This is a genomic window from Oryzobacter telluris (genome assembly GCF_043099285.1).
Lineage (GTDB): Bacteria > Actinomycetota > Actinomycetes > Actinomycetales > Dermatophilaceae > Oryzobacter > Oryzobacter telluris.
Map to the genome: position 1 here is coordinate 3187645 of NZ_CP170723.1, position 17000 is coordinate 3204644.

The 17000-nt window shown below is 73.3% G+C and carries 16 protein-coding genes; 3 read left to right on the top strand and 13 right to left on the bottom strand.

All coding sequences use genetic code 11. The annotated features are described in order from the left end of the window. Nucleotides 1–75: 75 nt before the first annotated feature. The 6 genes from ACFLFB_RS14785 to dapE all read right to left on the bottom strand — a co-directional run bounded on the left by ACFLFB_RS14785 (nt 76) and on the right by dapE (nt 6123). Nucleotides 76–1371: a hypothetical protein gene (locus ACFLFB_RS14785; RefSeq protein ID WP_392542940.1), complete on the bottom strand. Its 1296-nt coding sequence runs from the start codon at nt 1369–1371 to the stop codon at nt 76–78. Beyond that, nucleotides 1358–3460 carry a hypothetical protein gene (locus ACFLFB_RS14790; protein ID WP_392542941.1) on the bottom strand — a complete coding sequence of 701 codons (2103 nt, stop codon included), beginning with the start codon at nt 3458–3460 and terminating at the stop codon, nt 1358–1360. The genes ACFLFB_RS14785 and ACFLFB_RS14790 overlap by 14 nt, the downstream gene beginning before the upstream one ends. Then, nucleotides 3457–3900, bottom strand: a complete 444-nt coding sequence (locus ACFLFB_RS14795) for an SRPBCC family protein (RefSeq protein WP_392542942.1) — start codon at nt 3898–3900, stop codon at nt 3457–3459. The genes ACFLFB_RS14790 and ACFLFB_RS14795 overlap by 4 nt, the downstream gene beginning before the upstream one ends. Nucleotides 3901–3902: 2 nt before the next feature. Further along, entirely contained in the window at nt 3903–4187 is a 285-nt protein-coding gene (locus tag ACFLFB_RS14800; RefSeq protein WP_392542943.1) for a DivIVA domain-containing protein, read from the bottom strand. Nucleotides 4188–4215: 28 nt separating this feature from the next. Continuing rightward, nucleotides 4216–4941 (bottom strand): TIGR00730 family Rossman fold protein, encoded by a 726-nt coding sequence (locus tag ACFLFB_RS14805; protein ID WP_392545431.1) that lies wholly within the window; start codon nt 4939–4941, stop codon nt 4216–4218. 87 nt (nt 4942–5028) lie between these two features. After that, the gene (gene dapE, locus ACFLFB_RS14810) at nt 5029–6123 is read right to left on the bottom strand and encodes a succinyl-diaminopimelate desuccinylase (protein ID WP_392542944.1); all 1095 of its coding nucleotides are present in this window, start codon (nt 6121–6123) and stop codon (nt 5029–5031) included. 79 nt (nt 6124–6202) lie between these two features. On the opposite strand from dapE, the gene dapD reads away from it, so the two are divergent. Both dapD and ACFLFB_RS14820 read left to right on the top strand, forming a co-directional pair. Continuing rightward, nucleotides 6203–7126, top strand: coding sequence for a 2,3,4,5-tetrahydropyridine-2,6-dicarboxylate N-succinyltransferase (gene dapD / locus ACFLFB_RS14815; RefSeq protein ID WP_392542945.1), 924 nt, complete (start codon nt 6203–6205; stop codon nt 7124–7126). Nucleotides 7127–7148: 22 nt separating this feature from the next. Continuing rightward, on the top strand, nt 7149–8045 hold the full coding sequence (locus ACFLFB_RS14820) for a hypothetical protein (RefSeq protein ID WP_392542946.1): 897 nt from the start codon (nt 7149–7151) through the stop codon (nt 8043–8045). A gap of 88 nt (nt 8046–8133) precedes the next feature. On the opposite strand, the gene ACFLFB_RS14825 is transcribed toward ACFLFB_RS14820, so the two are convergent. The 3 genes from ACFLFB_RS14825 to fdxA all read right to left on the bottom strand — a co-directional run bounded on the left by ACFLFB_RS14825 (nt 8134) and on the right by fdxA (nt 11014). Then, a complete protein-coding gene (locus tag ACFLFB_RS14825) occupies nt 8134–9420 on the bottom strand; it encodes a citrate synthase (protein WP_392542947.1) in 1287 nt (428 codons plus the stop codon). A gap of 102 nt (nt 9421–9522) precedes the next feature. Further along, nucleotides 9523–10680 (bottom strand): succinyldiaminopimelate transaminase, encoded by a 1158-nt coding sequence (gene dapC, locus ACFLFB_RS14830; protein WP_392542948.1) that lies wholly within the window; start codon nt 10678–10680, stop codon nt 9523–9525. 7 nt (nt 10681–10687) lie between these two features. Beyond that, nucleotides 10688–11014 (bottom strand): ferredoxin, encoded by a 327-nt coding sequence (gene fdxA, locus ACFLFB_RS14835; protein ID WP_166118274.1) that lies wholly within the window; start codon nt 11012–11014, stop codon nt 10688–10690. 75 nt (nt 11015–11089) lie between these two features. Between fdxA and ACFLFB_RS14840 the strand changes: the two genes are divergently transcribed. Then, nucleotides 11090–12061 (top strand): GNAT family N-acetyltransferase, encoded by a 972-nt coding sequence (locus ACFLFB_RS14840; RefSeq protein WP_392542949.1) that lies wholly within the window; start codon nt 11090–11092, stop codon nt 12059–12061. Here ACFLFB_RS14840 and ACFLFB_RS14845 read toward each other — a convergent pair. From ACFLFB_RS14845 to ACFLFB_RS14860, 4 genes are read right to left on the bottom strand one after another with little or no spacing between them, the layout of a single operon-like run. Beyond that, nucleotides 12033–13760 carry a VanW family protein gene (locus ACFLFB_RS14845; RefSeq protein WP_392542950.1) on the bottom strand — a complete coding sequence of 576 codons (1728 nt, stop codon included), beginning with the start codon at nt 13758–13760 and terminating at the stop codon, nt 12033–12035. The two genes, ACFLFB_RS14840 and ACFLFB_RS14845, sit on opposite strands and share 29 nt — an antisense overlap. Next, nucleotides 13757–14251 carry a flavin reductase family protein gene (locus ACFLFB_RS14850; RefSeq protein ID WP_392542951.1) on the bottom strand — a complete coding sequence of 165 codons (495 nt, stop codon included), beginning with the start codon at nt 14249–14251 and terminating at the stop codon, nt 13757–13759. Before ACFLFB_RS14850 ends, ACFLFB_RS14845 begins: the two co-directional genes overlap by 4 nt. Beyond that, nucleotides 14248–15123, bottom strand: coding sequence for an N-acetyl-1-D-myo-inositol-2-amino-2-deoxy-alpha-D-glucopyranoside deacetylase (gene mshB / locus ACFLFB_RS14855; protein ID WP_392542952.1), 876 nt, complete (start codon nt 15121–15123; stop codon nt 14248–14250). The genes ACFLFB_RS14850 and mshB overlap by 4 nt, the downstream gene beginning before the upstream one ends. Next, nucleotides 15120–16994, bottom strand: a complete 1875-nt coding sequence (locus ACFLFB_RS14860) for an ABC transporter substrate-binding protein (RefSeq protein ID WP_392542953.1) — start codon at nt 16992–16994, stop codon at nt 15120–15122. The genes mshB and ACFLFB_RS14860 overlap by 4 nt, the downstream gene beginning before the upstream one ends. Nucleotides 16995–17000: the final 6 nt, after the last annotated feature.

Here is a 17000-nt window from a genome sequence, read left to right on the forward strand (position 1 = left end):
ATCCCGTAGCCGTGCGACAGGACGAAATCAGTACCCGCAGGTGGCGGTGCCCGAACTGGGCTCCGGGCGTGCCGATCACGGGGGGAAGGACCCCCACGGCGTGTAGACGAGGAGGGCGCAGGTCCACCACACCATCCCCCCCAGCAGGACGAGGAGGACGACGCCGACGCGCCGTCGCCAGTGCGGCACGACGCCCTGCCCGTTGGCGGTGCGCATGGCCACCGAGGCGAGCAGCGCGGCGAGCGGGACGTCGAGCAGGAGGAAGCGCCACATGCTCGTGATGGGACGCACCACGGCGAAGAGGTAGATGGGGTACGCGAGCGCCCAGGCGCGGGCCTCGATGGAGATCCAGCGGCCGTGGCGGCCGAGGACGAGCGCGATGTAGGTGCCGACGAGCGCGACGAGGACGACGACCCCGGCGAGGCCCTTGCCCTGCCAGGCCCACTCGAACCACAGGACGAACGGGCCCTTGTCCGGGCGCTGGCCCCACGCGGCCTGCACGTCGAAGAACGCCGTCGGCACGCCCGTGGCGATCCCGGCCACGACCGGCCAGGCGATGGCGCTGACCCCCAGCATCCCGAGCATCGCGACGGCACTGGCCCGCTGCCCCGCCAGGGGCGCGACCCCCGCGGCGCGGTCCTCGCGCCACCGGACGACGAGGTGGATGAGGACGGCGACGCCGAGCGCGGGGGCGACCCCGCGGGTGAAGCCGAGCGGCAGCGCGACGGCCGCCACCCAGAGGTACTGGCGTCGGACGAGGAGGAGCAGGGCCGCCACGACGAGCACCACGGCGAGCGCCTCGGTGTACGGCTTCAGCATCACCGAGGTCGTCGGGTAGAAGCACCACAGGCAGGCCGCGACGAGGGCGAGCCGCTCGCGCTGCGGCTGGCGGTCGGCGTGGACCCCGGAGCGCAGCAGTGCCCAGATGAGCACGGCCGCGCCACCGGCCAGGACGACGTTGAGCAACCCACCCGCGAGCGCGAACGGCATCCCCGTGAGCATCACGCCCTTCACGAGGTACGGGTATAGCGGGTAGAACGCCCACGCGCTGTAGGTGACCCGGCCGTTGTCGGCGTCGACCGGCAGCGGCACCGGGTAGCCGTCGCGGACGATCCGCTCGTACCAGACCCCGTCCCAGAGGCCGAACATGTCGCCGACGTTGGGGGCGGCGTGGCCGACGCCCGCGGGGTTCTGGAACCAGGTGGCCGCGATCCAGATGGCGAGGAGCGACACCACGCGTGAGACGGCGTAGACCGCGAGCACGGTGAGGACGGGGTGCATGAGGGCGCGTGCGCCGATCGCGTGCCGGCCCGCGGAGGTGAGCGGGTTCAGCCGGACCGGGGTCGTCTGCTCGACGTCAGCCAGCGCCATCGGTCACCTCCCGCACGTCCCAGACGTAGACCCCGCCGGTGTGCGCGGACGGCTCACCGAACGCGTCGGACAGCGATCCGAGGAGAGCCGGCGCCTCGGGACGGGCTTCGGGCAGGACGATCGCGTCGACGCGTCCGGCCCGGAGGTCCTCGTGGAACGCCTCGATCTCGCCGTCCGAGGCGTGGTGCTCGGCGTCGGCGAGGACGACGTCGGCCATCCACTGCGAGAACACGGTGGGCGTGGCGCCGTACTGCCCACCCTTCTCCGGCGAGCTGTCGGGGCCGACGAAGTAGCCCGCGACGACCGGGAAGCCCCAGCGCGCCTGCGCCTGCCACTCCAGGGCGCGGGTGTCGGCGACCCAGGGGGCCGGGGCGGCGAGCACGGAACCGCCGTCGTCGACCCAGTCGCGCCACGTGCCGTCGGTGAAGAAGGCCGGCATCGGCGCGCGGGGCTCGACGACGAGGGGTGTCGGGAACACCGGCAGGAGCACGAGGCCGGCCGCGGCGACGGCCGTGACGATCCCGGCCCCGGCGTGGTCGGCGGCGGAACCGACGCGTCGGCGCAGCTCCTCGGTGCCCAGGGCCAGCAGGGCTCCGAGGGCGGGGACGGCGACGAGGGTGAGGCGTGTGGGCAGGACGTTCTCGATGACGGGGAGCTGCTCGAGCAGCACCCACGGGCCCGGGATGCCGGTGGCCACTCCCCCGACCGTGACGTCCTCGCCGAGCGAGAGCCAGCAGGCGACGAGGACGACCACGGCCAGCGCCCGCACCACCACGTGGCGCCACAGCACGACCGTGACGACGAGGGCGACGACGAGCAGCGGGATGCCGAAGAACGAGTTCTCCTCGGTGCGGTTCATCGACACCGCGGCCGAGGCCCAGGGGTCCGCCCCGAGCGAGCGGGTGGCCCTGCCCCACAGCGCGGTGAGGTCGTTGCCGGCCGGCGGGTGCCAGATCGAGCCGTAGCTGCGCGGTCCGGCGAACTGCCACCACAGCGGGAACGCGACGATCGCCAGGGTGACGGCCGCCCCGATGCCCACCCCCGGCAGCAGGCGTCGCAGGTCGACGCGACGGTGCGCGAGGAGCACGAGGCCGCCCACGAGCATCCCGATGGCGGCGAGCAGCAGGACCTCCTCGCCGATGAGGACCTGCCACGCGACGAGCAGGCCGAGGACGACCCCGTCGCGGACCCGGCGGGCGTCGGCCTGCGCAAGGCGCAGCACGCGGTCGAGGATCACGGGCACGAGGAACTGCGCGACGAAGTTCGGGTGGCCGTTGGCGTGCGAGACCAGCCCCGGTGCGAAGCCCGCGAACCCGGCGCCGAGGGCCGCGGCCACCGGGTGCACCGCGAGCCGCCGGCGGAAGAGCCAGTACCAGGCGCTCGCGGTGAGGGCGAGGCCGAGGAGCTCGACGAGGATGAAGGTGACCTGCGGGCCGGCCAGCAGCGTGAGCGGCGCGAGCGGGATGCCGAGGCCGAGGACGCTCGCGTTGGCCATGAGGTTCACGCCGTCGGGAAAGTTCTGCAGGTCGCTGAAGAGCGGGTTGGAGAACGTGGCGAGGTTGTGCGCGGTGGCGCCGAAGTACCACTCGAACGCCTGCTGGTCCTGCACGCCCTGCGAGAGGTGGCCGGTGAAGGGGGCAGCGAGGAGGCCGGCCACCACGTAGGCCGCGAACACGAGGTAGACGGCCGGGGCGACGAGGTCGCTGCGGCGCAGCGTCGCCGGCGGCGGGACCGTCGTGGCGGCGCCGGACGGGCGCTCCGGCGGCCGGCCCGGGCGCCGCAGCGGCACCGGGACCGGCACCGGCGCCTCGGCCTGCGCGAAGCCCGAGCCGTCCTCGCCCCCCGCGGTTGCCACGGAGGCGGTGTCGGGCCCTCGACGCAGGCGGGCGATGGCGTGGTCGTGCTGGGCCACCCGCGCCTCGAGGGCGTCGATGACGGCGTCGACCTGGTCCATCCGGTAGCCGCGCAGCTGGGGGGCGAAGCCGGTGGCGTCGACCGGTCCGGAGGCGGGACGGGGGCGGCCGAGGAACCAGGCGGCCCCGGCGACGACGGCGATGCCGAGCGCGGCGAGGAGGATCGACCAGGTCACGAGGCGACCTCGCCCTCGGCGCGGTGCAGCAGGCCCTCGACGACCCGGCCGAAGAGCACCGGACCGAGCCGATCGCCGAGCGGTCGCGTCAGGCGGCGCAGCCCGGGGAGCCAGAGCTCCTCGGTCCACTCCACCCTCGACGCACCGGGGGCGGCGGGGTCGCCGGTGACCTCGATGTCGGCCCAGCCGTGGAGGAAGCGACCGGTCTTGACGAGGCGGAGCCGCGTGCCGGGCTCGAGGGCGGTGACGAGCATCCGGTCGGCGAACCGCAGCGGTCCGAGGCGCGTCGTGGCCACGACCTCGGCGCCGAGGCGCAGGCCGCCCTCGGGGACCTCGACATCGGTGAGCGGGACGTGGCGGGTGTGCTCGGCGAGGTCGGTGACCGCCGCCCAGGCCCGGTCCGGCGCGAGCAGGGTGCTGCGGCTGATGGTGAAGGCCATGGTCAGGTGGTGTCCCGCAACGAGTCCAGGGTCCGCTCGCGTTCGGCGAGGTCGTCGCGCAGCGCCTCGAGGCGGGCGTCGACCTCGTCCATCCGGTAGCCGCGGGGGGCGGTGTCGAAGCGCACGGCGTCGACGTCGGCGGCGTGGGGGTCCAGCGGCAGCCCGTGGTCGGGCGTGCTGGTCACGGGGTCGGCGAGCGGGTCGACCTCGAGGCGTCCTCCCGCCACGGCCGCGACCGTCGCCACGAGGGCGACGGCGACGAGGGCGAGGAGGATCAGCGGGACCACGGGCCGATCCTACGAGCCCGACCTGCGACTACCCCCGGCCGGACTCCCGCATCCCGCCGCGCGCCCCACCGTCGGACGTGACGATGGTGGCGACCGCCTCGTCGACGTCGTCGGTGAGGGTGAGCAGCTCGAGGTCGCGGGCGCCGATGGTGCCGGCCTCGGCCGCCGTGCCGCGCAGCCAGTCGAACAGGCCGCCCCAGTAGTCGGTGCCGAGCAGGACGATCGGGAAGCTCGTGACCTTCTGGGTCTGGACGAGCGTCACCGCCTCGAAGAGCTCGTCGAGCGTGCCGAAGCCACCCGGGAGGACGATGAAGCCGGAGGCGTACTTGACGAACATCGTCTTGCGCGCGAAGAAGTAGCGGAAGTTGACGCCGAGGTCGACGAACTCGTTGAGCCCGGCCTCGAACGGCAGCTCGATCCCCAGGCCCACCGACGTGCCCTTGGCCTCCAGAGCGCCGCGGTTGGCGGCCTCCATCGCCCCGGGTCCACCTCCGGTGATGACGGCGTAGCCGGCCTCGACGAGGGCCGCACCCAGGCGGACCCCGAGGGCGTAGGTGGCGGTGTCGGGCTTGGTGCGCGCCGAGCCGAAGACGCTGACGGCCGGACCGAGCTCGGCGAGCGCGCCGAAGCCGGTGACGAACTCGGACTGGATGCGCATGACGCGCCACGGGTCCGTGTGGACCCAGTCGGCGGAGCCGCGGCTGTCGAGGAGGCGCTGGTCGGTGGTCGAGCCGGGCACCTGGGTGCCCCGCATGATGACCGGGCCCTGGCGGTACTCGTCGGGGCGGCGGCGGGGAGCGGGCTCTGCGGTCGGGTCCACGCCGTCACGCTATCCCGTGGGTCAGGCCAGCCAGCGGACCAGCGCGGCCTCGCAGGCCCCGTACTGCTCGACGGGGCACTGCTCGTCGTCCATGTGGGCGTAGTTGGGGTCGCCCGGGCCGAAGTTCACGGCCGGGACGCCCATCGCCGAGAACCGGGCGACGTCGGTCCAGCCCTGCTTGGCCTCGACGGGGAGGCCGAGCGCCTGCACGAACGCCTGGGCGGCGGGGAGGGTGAGGCCCGGGCGGGCACCGGCGGCGTTGTCGACGACGGTGACGTCGAAGCCGGAGAACACCTGGCTGACGTGGGCCGCGGCGTCGTCCTCGGTGAGGTCCGGCGCGTACCGGTAGTTGACGGTGACGACGCAGCGGTCGGGGATGACGTTGCCGGCGATGCCCCCGGAGATGTGGACGGCGTTGAGCGCCTCGCGGAACTCCAGGCCGTCGACCTCGCGGGTGGCGGGCTGGTAGGCGACCAGGCGGGCGAGGACGTCGGCGGCGTCGTGGATGGCGTTGTGCCCCTTCCACGGCCGCGCCGAGTGGGAGGCGATGCCCTTGGTCGTGACCTCGGCCCGCAGGGTGCCCTTGCAGCCGCCCTCGACGCGGGCGTCGGTGGGCTCGAGCAGGACGGCGAAGTCGGCGTCCTCGATGAGGTCGCGGCGCTGCTGCTCGACGTGGAGCAGGCCGTTGAACTGCGAGTCGATCTCCTCCGCCTCGTAGTAGACGAAGGTGATGTCGCGGCTCGGCTCGCGGACCTCGTGGGCGACGCGGAGCATCACGGCGACGCCGCCCTTCATGTCGACCGTTCCGCGGCCCCAGAGGATCTCGCCACCGGGTCCGTCGACGCGCCGGGTCGGCAGGTTCGAGGGGTCGACGGTCAGCGGGACGGTGTCGATGTGGCCGGCGAGGACGACGCGCTCGGTGCGCCCGAGGTTCGTCCGGGCGATCACCGTGTTGCCGATCCGCGTGACCTCGAGGTGCGGCAGCGCCCGCATCGCGACCTCGACGGCGTCGGCCAGCGGCTCCTCCCGCAGGCTCACCGACTCGATGTCGCACACCGCGGCGGTGAGCGTCGTGGCGTCGAGGGACAGGTCGAGGACGGGTGCTCCGGAGGACATGCCCGCCACCCTAGTTGCGCCCGGCGAGAGCAGCGGACGCACCCGGGGACGGGCCGGGCCGGCCCCGTAGGCTGGACGCATGACGCGCACCGCCTGGGGCCACGGCCTCCTCACCACCACCGACGAGGGCACCGTCCTCGACGCCTGGTACCCCGCTCCCGCCCTCGGCGACCCCGACGGCTCGGCCGCACCCGCCGAGCTCGAGGCCCTCACCGGCCCCGACGAGGTCCGCCGCGTCATCCGCCGCCTCGCCACCGTGGAGATCGACCTCGACGCGGCGCCCGCGAGCGCCGAGGACGCCTACCTGCGCCTCCACCTGCTCAGCCACCGCCTCGCCCCGCCGAACAGCATCAACCTCGACGGCGTCTTCGGCGTCCTGCCCAACGTCGTGTGGACCACCCAGGGCCCGTGCGCCGTCGACGGCTTCGAGCTGACCCGCGCCCGGATGCGCGCCCGCGGCCCGGTGCAGGTCCTCGGCGTCGACAAGTTCCCCCGGATGGTCGACTACGTCGTGCCCGCCGGGGTCCGCATCGCCGACGCCGACCGCGTCCGCCTCGGCGCGCACCTCGCCAGCGGCACCACCGTGATGCACGAGGGCTTCGTCAACTACAACGCCGGCACCCTCGGCTCGAGCATGGTCGAGGGCCGGATCAGCCAGGGCGTCGTCGTCGGCGACGGCTCCGACATCGGCGGGGGCGCGAGCACCATGGGCACCCTGAGCGGCGGCGGAACGGAACGGGTCAGCATCGGCGAGCGTTGCCTGCTCGGAGCCGAGTCGGGTCTGGGCATCGCCCTCGGTGACGACTGCGTCGTCGAGGCGGGCCTCTACCTCACCGCCGGGACCAAGGTCACCCTCCCGGACGGCACCGTCGCCAAGGCGCGCGAGCTGTCCGGCCAGGCCAGCCTGCTGTTCCTGCGCAACTCGGTGACCGGCACGGTCGAGGCGCGTCCCCGCGACGGCCACGGGATCGTGCTGAACTCGGCGCTCCACGCCAACGACTGACCCGGAAGGACCCCCGACCCCGATGCCCCGCACGCCCCGTGGCGCCCTGACGCTCGCCGAGGAGGGACCCCGCTCCCCCGCGCGGCGGCGCCTCGGCGTGCTCATGACCCTCGTCCTCGTGGGCGTCCTCGGCACCGCCGGGTACCTCGGGATCCGCCACCTCACCCGGCTCGCCGCCGGTGAGTCGTGCCGCGTCACCGCCTCGGGCTCGACCTTCGAGTGGGCCCCCGACCAGGCGAGCAACGCCGCCGCCATCACGGCCATCTCGGTCAAGCGCGGGCTGCCCCCGCGGGCGGCGACCATCGCCATCGCCACGGCCATGCAGGAGTCGAAGGTCCGCAACGTCAAGTTCGGCGACCGCGACTCGCTCGGCCTGTTCCAGCAGCGCCCGTCACAGGGCTGGGGCACCGCCGAGCAGATCCTCAACCCCGAGTACTCGACGAACAAGTTCTACGACGCGCTGGTCAAGGTCAAGGGCTACACGGACATGGACATCGCCGAGGCCGCGCAGGAGGTCCAGCGCTCGGCCGCCGGCGAGGCCTACGCCCAGCACGAGCCGCAGGCCCGCGTCACCGCCTCGGTCCTGTCCGGGCAGACCGCCTCCGGCATCGGCTGCACCCTCGAGGACGCGAAGACCAGCGGTGACGCCAAGGCCGTGGCGGCGCTGGTCAAGAAGGACTTCGGGGTCAGCGGCGAGGTGGGCGACCGCACCGTCACCGTCGTCGCCGAGTCCAAGGACGGGGCGTGGGCCGTGGCGTCCTGGGCGGTCGCCCGGGCCACCGACACCTCCGCCGTGCGCGTCGAGATCGGCAACCAGCGGTGGGACCGCTCGATGGACGAGTCGTCGTACGGGTGGCAGGGCGTCGAGGACGCGGCGTCCGCCGGCGACCCCCTCACCGTCACCATCCACCTGGCCTGAGCGCCGGCCCCACCCCCGGACGGCCGAGAGCCCGCCGCGACCGTGGGGTCGGGCGGGCTCGAGGCGGTGCCGCGGGCAACCGTGGGCGTCAGCGCTGGCCGATGCCCTGGTAGTCGCGCTCGGCGTAGCCGGTGTAGACCTGCCGCGGGCGGCCGATCTTCGTGGTCGGGTCCTCCATCATCTCGCGCCACTGGGCGATCCAGCCGGGGAGGCGGCCGAGGGCGAACAGGACGGTGAACATCCGCGTCGGGAAGCCCATCGACTTGTAGATGATGCCCGTGTAGAAGTCGACGTTCGGGTACAGGCGGCGCTCGACGAAGTAGTCGTCGGCGAGGGCGATCTCCTCGAGGCGCATCGCGATCTCGAGCAGCTCGTCGCCGCCGGAGGTCTTCTCGAGGATGTCGTGCGCCGTCTTGCGGATGATCGCCGCGCGCGGGTCGTAGCTCTTGTAGACCCGGTGGCCGAAGCCCATGAGGCGGACGCCGTCCTCCTTGTTCTTCACCTTCTTCATGAACTCGTCGGTGGAGAAGTCGGCGTTCTGGATCTTCTCGAGCATCTCCAGGACGGCCTGGTTGGCGCCACCGTGCAGCGGGCCGAACAGGGCGTTGATCCCGGCCGAGACCGACGCGAACAGGTTGGCCTGCGAGGAGCCGACGAGGCGCACCGTGGAGGTGGAGCAGTTCTGCTCGTGGTCGGCGTGGAGGATGAGGAGGAGGTCGACGGCACGCACGAGGTCGGGGTCGATCTCGTAGTCGGTGGCCGGGACCCCGAAGGTCATCCGCAGGAAGTTCTCGATGAGGCTGAGGTTGTTGTCCGGGTACAGGAACGGCTGCCCGATCGACTTCTTGTACGCGTATGCCGCGATGGTCGGCAGCTTCGCGAGGAGGCGGATCGTGGAGATCTCGACCTGCTCCTTGTCGAAGGGGTCGAGGCTGTCCTGGTAGAAGGTCGACAGCGCGGACACGGCCGAGGAGAGCACCGGCATCGGGTGGGCGTCGCGCGGGAAGCCCTGGAAGAACCCCTTGAGGTCCTCGTGGAGCATCGTGTGCTGGCGGACGCGGTCCTCGAAGCTGGCCAGCTCGTCGGCGGTGGGGAGCTCGCCGTAGATGAGGAGGTACGAGGTCTCGAGGAAGGTCGAGCTCTCGGCGAGCTGCTCGATGGGGTACCCGCGGTAGCGCAGGATGCCCTGGTCGCCGTCGATGTACGTGATCGCGCTCGTGCAGCTGGCGGTGTTGACGAAGCCACCGTCGAGGGTGACGTTGCCGGTCTCCTTGAGCAGGGCGGAGATGTCGTAGCCGCTGTTGCCCTCGGTCGCCTCGACGAGCTTGAGGTCGAGCTGCTTGCCCTCCGCGGAGAGCGTTGCACCGTCGGTCATGTTGGTCGGTTCCTTCTCGTCGGGCACGGGTTCATTTCGACCCTACCCCCGAGGAATCCGCAGGGAGAAACGCGGTCCGCGTGACCCTGACCGCACCCGGCGTCAGCGAAGACGCGCGACGGCGGCCTCGATGCGTTCGTCGGTGGCGGTCAACGCGATCCGCACGTGCTCGCGCCCGGCGGGCCCGTAGAAGTCGCCGGGGGCGGCGAGGACGCCCCGGTTGGCGAGGCGGGCGAGGGTGGCACGACCGTCCTCCCCCGCCGTCGCCCAGAGGTAGAGCCCGGCCTCGGAGTGGTCGACCCGCAGGCCGAACGCCTCGACCGCCGGGAGGAGGGTGGCGCGCCGGCGGGCGTAGCGCTCCTTCTGATCGGCGACGTGGGCGACGTCGCCCAGGGCGGCGAGCACGGCCCGCTGCACCGGCCACGGCACGATCATCCCCGCGTGCTTGCGCACCTCGAGGAGGCGGCCGACGAGGGCGGGGTCGCCGGCGACGAAGGCCCCGCGGTACCCGGCGAGGTTCGACTGCTTGGACAGGGAGTAGACGCACAGCAGCCCCTCGTGCGAGCCGCCGGTGACGCGCGGGTCGAGGATCGAGGGCGTCGTCGGCGGCTCGGTGGAGCCCTCCGCGCGGGGACGCCAGTCGAGCTCGGCGTAGCACTCGTCCGAGGCGACGACGACCCCGTGCTGCCGAGCCCAGGCGACCACCTTCGCCAGGTGCTCGACGCCGAGGACCTGTCCCGTGGGGTTGGCGGGGGTGTTGAGCCACAGCAGCTTCGGCGTCGTGGCGGCCGTGGGCGGCCCGAGGGAGGTCAGCGCGTCGAGGGCCAGCGGGGTCGCGCCGGCGAGCCGGGCCCCGACGTCGTAGGTGGGGTAGGCGACGCGCGGGAAGGCCACGACGTCACCGGGCCCGACACCGAGCAGCAGCGGCAGCCAGGCGACGAGCTCCTTGGAGCCGACGGTGGGCAGCACCCCCACGGGGTCGACGTCCGGCACCCCGCGCCGCGTGGCGAACCACGTCGCCACGGCCTCGCGCAGGTCGGCCGTGCCCCACGTCTGCGGGTAGCCGGGTGCGTCGGAGGCGTCGGCGAGCGCGGCCCGCACGACGTCGGGGGTGGGGTCGACGGGCGTGCCGACCGACAGGTCGACGAGGCCGGTGCCCGCGGGCCCCGGCAGGTCCGGGTCGGCGAAGGAGGAGGCACGCTCCTTGAGGGGGACGATGGAGTCCCAGGGGAAGTCCGGGAGCCGCAGCACCGGCGTCACCGCGTCCTTACTCGTCGTGCTCCTGCGGCGGCAGGTCGGCGATGATCGGGTGGTCCTTGGCGATGACGCCGAGCTTCGCGGCGCCGCCCGGGCTGCCGAGGTCGTCGAAGAACTCGACGTTGGCCTTGTAGTACTCGGCCCACTGCTCGGGGACGTCGTCCTCGTAGTAGATCGCCTCGACCGGGCACACCGGCTCGCACGCACCGCAGTCGACGCACTCGTCCGGGTGGATGTAGAGGCTGCGCTCACCCTCGTAGATGCAGTCGACGGGGCACTCCTCGATGCAGGCCTTGTCCTTCAGGTCCACACAGGGCTGCGCGATCACGTACGTCATGCGGCCCATACTATTCACGTCGTGCAGGCGCGGACGTCAGGGTCGGATGCTGACCCGCCGGTGGGGTCGCGCGTCGTGGTCCGACACCGGCTCCCCTCCCCCGACCCGCTGTCCGGCGCGACGCTCACCGACGTCGTCGGTGACCTCGTCGCCGCCGACGCCCTCGGGTTCGTCGTCGACACCCGGCGCGGACCGGTGCGCGTGGAGCGGGCCGTGGTCACCCACCTCAAGGTCGTCCCGCCGAAGCCCTCGCGGCGCGGCGCGCCGCACCGGGCCCTGTCGGTCGAGGACCTCCAGCGAGTGATGGTCGGGGCGTGGCCGGCGATGGAGACCGCCCGCCTCGGCGACTGGCTGCTGCGGGCGTCGCGGGGCTTCACGCAGCGGGCCAACTCGGTCGTCACCACCGGCGACCCGGGCCGTCCCCTCCCCGACGCGTTGGACGAGGTGGAGGGCTGGTACGCCGCCCGCGACCTCCCGGCGAACCTCACCGTGGCCGTGCCGGTGGGCACCGACCCCGCCACCGACCCGGTCACCGTCGAGGCCCTGGCCCGGGGCTGGGTCCAGCGACAGCCCACGGTGACCCTCACCGCGGCCACCCGCACCATCGCGGACACGGCTGTCCCCCAGCCGAGCTCGACGACGCCCGACATCGTGCTGTCCCGCGAGCTCGACGACGACTGGTTCGCCGCCTACCGCTCCTACCGCGAGGTCGACGAGGAGGCGGCGCGCGCCATCCTCACCGGGTCACCGGACCAGGTGTTCGCCACGGCCCGCGACGCCGACGGCGGGCTGCTCGGCGTGGGCCGCCTCGGGCTGGCCGACGGCTGGGGCGGCATCGCCGCGATGTGGGTGCCGCCCACCGCGCGCCGGCGCGGGGTCGCCACCGCCCTGCTGCGCGCCCTGGCGCGCGAGGCGGAGGACCGGGGCGCCCTCTCGCTCCACCTGCAGACCGACGCCGACAACACGGCGGCGCTGGGCCTGTACGAGCGCCACGGGCTCGAGCGCCACCACGTCTACGTCAACGTGGCTTCTGGTTCGTACAGGTGACGTCGTCCTCCGGCCGGTAGGTCGTCGTGTAGGACTCGCGCTTGACGACCTGCCCGCCCTGCCTGAAGATCCGGCCGACGTCGACGGTGAACCCGGGCACCGGGCTCTGGTTGAGGCACTCCGGGTCGTCGTCGGTGTACTTCTTGGGCTGCACGAAGTTGCGACGCGGGCTCTTGGTGGCCTCGATGTCGTACTTCTTGGTCCCGTAGAAGCTCACCGTGATCGACGTGCTCGTCGTGCTGATCTGGATGAGCACGCCGCCGTCGGTGACGTTGGTGAACTTGTTGTGCAGGTCGGGCCACGAGATCGTCGCCTCGCGCCCCTCGGGGTAGCGCGAGATGTAGTAGTAGTGCGGCGTCCACGCGTCGAGCTTCATGCCCGAGAAGAAGGCCGCGTTGAAGATCGTCGTGGAGACCTGGCTGATGCCGCCGCCGTAGTTCTCGGCGGCCCGGCCGGCCCGGATGATCCCGGCCTTGATGTACCCCTTCTCGGGGGTGCGCTGGCCGAGGATCGCGTTCATGCTGAACTGCTCGCCCGGCGGGACGTAGGTGCCGTTGATGAGGCGCGAGGCCAGCCGGATGTTGTGCACCCGGGGCTGTCCCGCAGGGAAGTTCGTCGTGAAGGAGGAGATCCGCTCCTTGGGGAGGGTCTTCTTCGCGATCGCGGTGGTGAAGGTCGGCTCGGTCGCCTTCGTGGCGACGGTGGCCGTGCGCTCGGTGCCGCCGATGGCCTTCCAGACCTCGGTGCGCAGCGAGGCGTCGTCGAGGGCGAGCCCGGCGACGTGCGGCTTCACCGTGGGGGTGCGGCCGGAGAAGGTGACGACGGCGTCCTTGGCCTCGACCTCGACCTTCGCCTTCTTCGCGGCGGCGTGGACCAGGGCGCTCAGCTTCTCGTCGTCGGCGCGCGGGGTGATGGTGCCGGCGTCGTCGGGGGCGAGGACCACCGCACCGACGTAGTCCTTCGGCGCGATGTCGAACGTCTTGCCGCCGGCGGTGACGGTGACCGGCGCGGAGACGGCGACATCGGCGAACTCGGCCTTGACCCGGGCCAGCTCGTCGGCGGAGACCTTCGTGGCCACCTGGGTGGCCGCGACCTCGACGGTGGTCTCGCCGGGCCACCAGCGCCTGACCTCGTCGACGGTGCCGGCGGGGTCGACGGTCGTGCCGGACACGGGCGGGGTGACCTTGACGGTGCCACCGGCCAGCGAGATGGAGCCCTCGGCCGGCTTCGCGTCGAGCTCGGCGCGGGCCTCCTCGACGGCTGCCGTGAGGGCCGGCTCGTTCACGGTGACGACGGCCGGCTCGGCCCCGCCCCCGGCGAGGTGGCGCCACACGTCGGCGGGCAGGAGCGAGAACCCGACGAGCCCGTCGACGGTCTCGTCGACGTCGACGGCCAGGCCGACGTCCTTCGGCGCGACCTCGACCTTGCCGGCCGTGGACGCGAGGGTCAGCGGCTTGCCCGACGCGTCGCCGAAGCTCGAGGTGAGCGTGGCCTTCGCGGCGGCGGCGCTCTGGCCGCCGACGGCGACCCCGGCCACGGTGGTGTCGCGGGGCACCCGGTTGCCGAGCACGGCCGCGGCCACGACGTACGCGACCACCAGCGCCAGCAGCGCCAGGCCGGTGAACAGGGGCCAGCGGGAGCGGGCCGGCTGCTGCGGCTCCTCCCACTCGACCTCGTCGTACAGGGTCTCCAGGGTCATGCGATGCTCCCGTAGCGTCCTCGGAAGTGGACCAGGGCAGGTCCGACGGTGTCAGGCAGGGCGATGCTCAGGACCTCTGCGACGACGATCGCATGGTCGCCGGCGGGGTGCACCTCGGTGGTGCGGCACTCCAGGTGCATGAGGGCGCCGTCGAGCAGGGCCACGCCGGTGGCCTCGCCGCGGTGGTGCGGCGCGCGGTCGAGCTGGCCGTGCAGCGGGCGTCCGCGGGTGGCGAACCAGTCCGAGAGGGGACGCTGGTCGGCCGCGAGGACGCTGGCGCCGAACACGCCCGCCTCGAGCACGGCGCCGTGCCAGCGGCTCTCGGTCTCGGCGCAGACGAGGACGAGCAGCGGGTCGAGCGACACCGAGGTGAGGGTGTCGGCGGTCATCGCGTGGTCGTGGCCCCCGGCGAAGGTCGTGAGCACGCTGACGCCGCTGATGAGGCGCCCCATGGCCTGGCGGAAGACGGCGGGGTCGAGGTCGGTGCTCACGCCGACTCCCTCGGCACCGGACGACCCGTGGAGGGGTCGAGCCGTGCGTAGCCCTCGCGCCCGGCCAGGCGGGAGACGACGTGGTTGGACAGCGCGAACCAGCCCTCGCCCACGACCACCTGGGTCGCGTGGTGGCGCAGCGCCTCCTCCTGCACCCCGACGACCGCGGGGTCGAGCACCTCGTGCGTGACGACCTCGTCGGGGACGACGGACGTCGCGAACGGGTCGTCCTCACCGGGGACGACGAGGCCACGGTCGGTCGGGACGTGCGCGGCGAGCCAGGCGCGGTCCTCGAGGACCCAGGACACGGGCGTGACCGTGCCGAGGAGCACGGGCGGCTCCGCACTCGTCGCCACGGCGTGCAGTGTGGCCTCGTGGGTGCGGACGTGGTCGGGGTGGCCGTACCCGCCGGTGGCGTCGTACGTGACGACGACGTCGGGGGCGACCGCGTCGATCACGGCGCGCACGGCGGCCGCGGCGTCGGCGAGGTCGGCGCCGGCCCAGGCCCGTGGGTGCCGCGAGGCCGGCGAGCCGGCCATCCCGGAGTCGCGCCAGCGGGTGGGCAGCCCGTCGGGGCCGGGGCCGAGCAGGTGGAGGGTGACCCCGAGGACGTCCATCGCCCTACGCAGCTCGCCGAGGCGGTGCGCCGCGAGGGGGTCGCCGTCGGCGCCCTCGAGGTGCGCGAGGTCGGCGGGGATGACCTCCCCCTCCTCCCCCAGCGTGCAGGTGAGGACGTGGACCTCGTCGCCGCGGGCGACGTGGTGGGCCAGGGCGACGCCGGTGGCGAGGGTCTCGTCGTCCGGGTGGGCGTGGACGAACAGCAGCCGCGCCGGCCTGCCGAGCTCCCCGACGTGGTCGAGGAGGCCGGTCACCGGGCCACCGCGATGTCGGCGAACTCGACGACGCCGCCACCCACCGCGTTGGCCGACAGGTTGCGGACGTCCGAGCCCGCCACGTACAGGGCCTTGCGCTCGGCGAGCCCGATGTACGCACCGCGCAGGAGCAGGTCCTCGTCGATGCCGGCCCAGGCCGACTCGCGCTCACCGCGGTCGGCGATGCCCTGGACGGCGGCCATCGTCTGGTTCAGCTTGGGGTCGTCCCAGTAGCCGTAGTCGCGGCCGGGCCCCACCTTGGTGATGTTGATCGAGCTGTCGAACAGCGGGGGCAGGATCGTCGAGGCCGACGCCCACGCGGGGGCCCAGTTCGACCAGAACAGGTCGATGCCGGTGGCCGCCTTCGGGTCGCTGATCTGGGTGAAGTAGTCGTCGGTGACCGGCTTGGTCGTCGGCTCGAAGCCGGCCAGGCGCCAGCCCGCGACGAGCGCCGCCATCGCCTTGTCGGCGGTCGGGTTGGAGCGGTAGGCGACGGTGAAGGGCACGGGGCCGGTCTTCTTCGCCTCGGTGAGCAGGGCCTTGGCCCGCGCGACGTCGCCCTTGGTGCCGGTACCGATCGGGTCGGCGTCGTGGGCCGCCGGGAGCGAGGCGGGGATGAGCGAGCGCGACGGCTCCGCGGCGGTGACGCCCCCGATGGCCGTGACGTAGGCGTCGCGGTTGGTGGCGGCGGCGAGGGCCTGGCGGACCTTCTCGTCCGCGAAGACCTCGCTGCGCAGGTTGGGGACGAGGTAGTCGACGACCCCCGTGCCCGGGTTGACCGAGCGCTCCTGCAGCGACTGCACCGCCGTGATGTGCTGCTGGATGGCCGGCGGGGCCGAGCCGAGGGCCACCGAGTAGCGGCCGGTGTCGCCGTCGGCCATCACCTGCTGGGCCACGGCCTGGGTGTCCAGGCCCTCCTGGAAGCGGATGACGTCGGGGTGCGCCTTGCGCACGGGGTCGGAGTCCTGGCTCCACGCGGGGTTGCGGACGAAGGTGCCGCCCTTGCCCGCCGACCACGTGCCCTGGAGCATGTACGGCCCCGCGGAGAAGACGTCGTAGCCGCCGGCGTCGCGCCGGTCCTCGGACTTCTTCACCGGGCCGAAGGCGGGCTGGCTCACCAGCTCGTTGAAGTCGCTGAGCGGCGCGCTGAGCGTGAAGGTGATCGTCTGGTCCTTGCAGGTGACGGCCTTGTCGAAGGCCGCCTGGCCCGCGGCCGCGGCGGCTCCCGTGGCGTAGGGGCCGGCGTAGGTGCTCGTGCCGTCCATCTGGCGCGGGATGGCCAGCACGGCGAGCGCGTCGGTGGGGCCGCCGCCGATGACGTCGGTGGCGAAGGTGCGCGAGATGCCGTAGGCGACGTCGGCGCAGGTCAGCGCGCTGCCGTCCTGCCACTTGACGTCGTCGCGCAGGGTGAACGACCAGGTCTTCAGGTCCTTGCCGGGGGTCCCGGTGTCGGTGGCGAGGTCGCCGACGAGCCGCGCCTGGTCGTCGGGGTCGGTGCTGGGCGCGTAGGCGGTGAGGGTGCGGGCGAAGACGCGACCGGCGAAGGCCATGTCGTCGCGCGAGGCGATCCGCTGGGGGTCCCAGGTCGTGACCGGCCCGAGGGTGAGGGCGTGCAGCGTGCCCCCGTCGGTGTCGACGCGGTCACCGACCGCCGACGTGGCGGCGGCCGTGTCCGGCGGGGTGTCCGCCCGGCTGTTGAGGTACCGGACCCCGAGGACGAGGCCGGTGACGAGGGCGAGGACCCCCACGACCGCGACGAGGACCTGGACCCGGCTGGGCCGACGGCGACGCCGCGCCGCGCGACGGGTCGCGCGGGTCGTGGCGCCGTCGGCGCTCGCCGGTTCCGGGGTCGGCGGGGTCTGCTTCGCCACGGGTCG

Excerpts from the sequence above, each read along its gene's own strand:
- ACFLFB_RS14785 (WP_392542940.1), bottom strand. The coding sequence starts at position 1,371 with ATGGCGCTGGCTGACGTCGAGCAGACGACCCCGGTCCGGCTGAACCCG.
- ACFLFB_RS14795 (WP_392542942.1), bottom strand. The coding sequence starts at position 3,900 with ATGGCCTTCACCATCAGCCGCAGCACCCTGCTCGCGCCGGACCGGGCC.
- ACFLFB_RS14805 (WP_392545431.1), bottom strand. The coding sequence starts at position 4,941 with ATGCGGGGCACCCAGGTGCCCGGCTCGACCACCGACCAGCGCCTCCTC.
- dapE (WP_392542944.1), bottom strand. The coding sequence starts at position 6,123 with ATGTCCTCCGGAGCACCCGTCCTCGACCTGTCCCTCGACGCCACGACG.
- dapD (WP_392542945.1), top strand. The coding sequence starts at position 6,203 with ATGACGCGCACCGCCTGGGGCCACGGCCTCCTCACCACCACCGACGAG.
- ACFLFB_RS14820 (WP_392542946.1), top strand. The coding sequence starts at position 7,149 with ATGCCCCGCACGCCCCGTGGCGCCCTGACGCTCGCCGAGGAGGGACCC.
- ACFLFB_RS14825 (WP_392542947.1), bottom strand. The coding sequence starts at position 9,420 with ATGACCGACGGTGCAACGCTCTCCGCGGAGGGCAAGCAGCTCGACCTC.
- fdxA (WP_166118274.1), bottom strand. The coding sequence starts at position 11,014 with ATGACGTACGTGATCGCGCAGCCCTGTGTGGACCTGAAGGACAAGGCC.
- ACFLFB_RS14845 (WP_392542950.1), bottom strand. The coding sequence starts at position 13,760 with ATGACCCTGGAGACCCTGTACGACGAGGTCGAGTGGGAGGAGCCGCAG.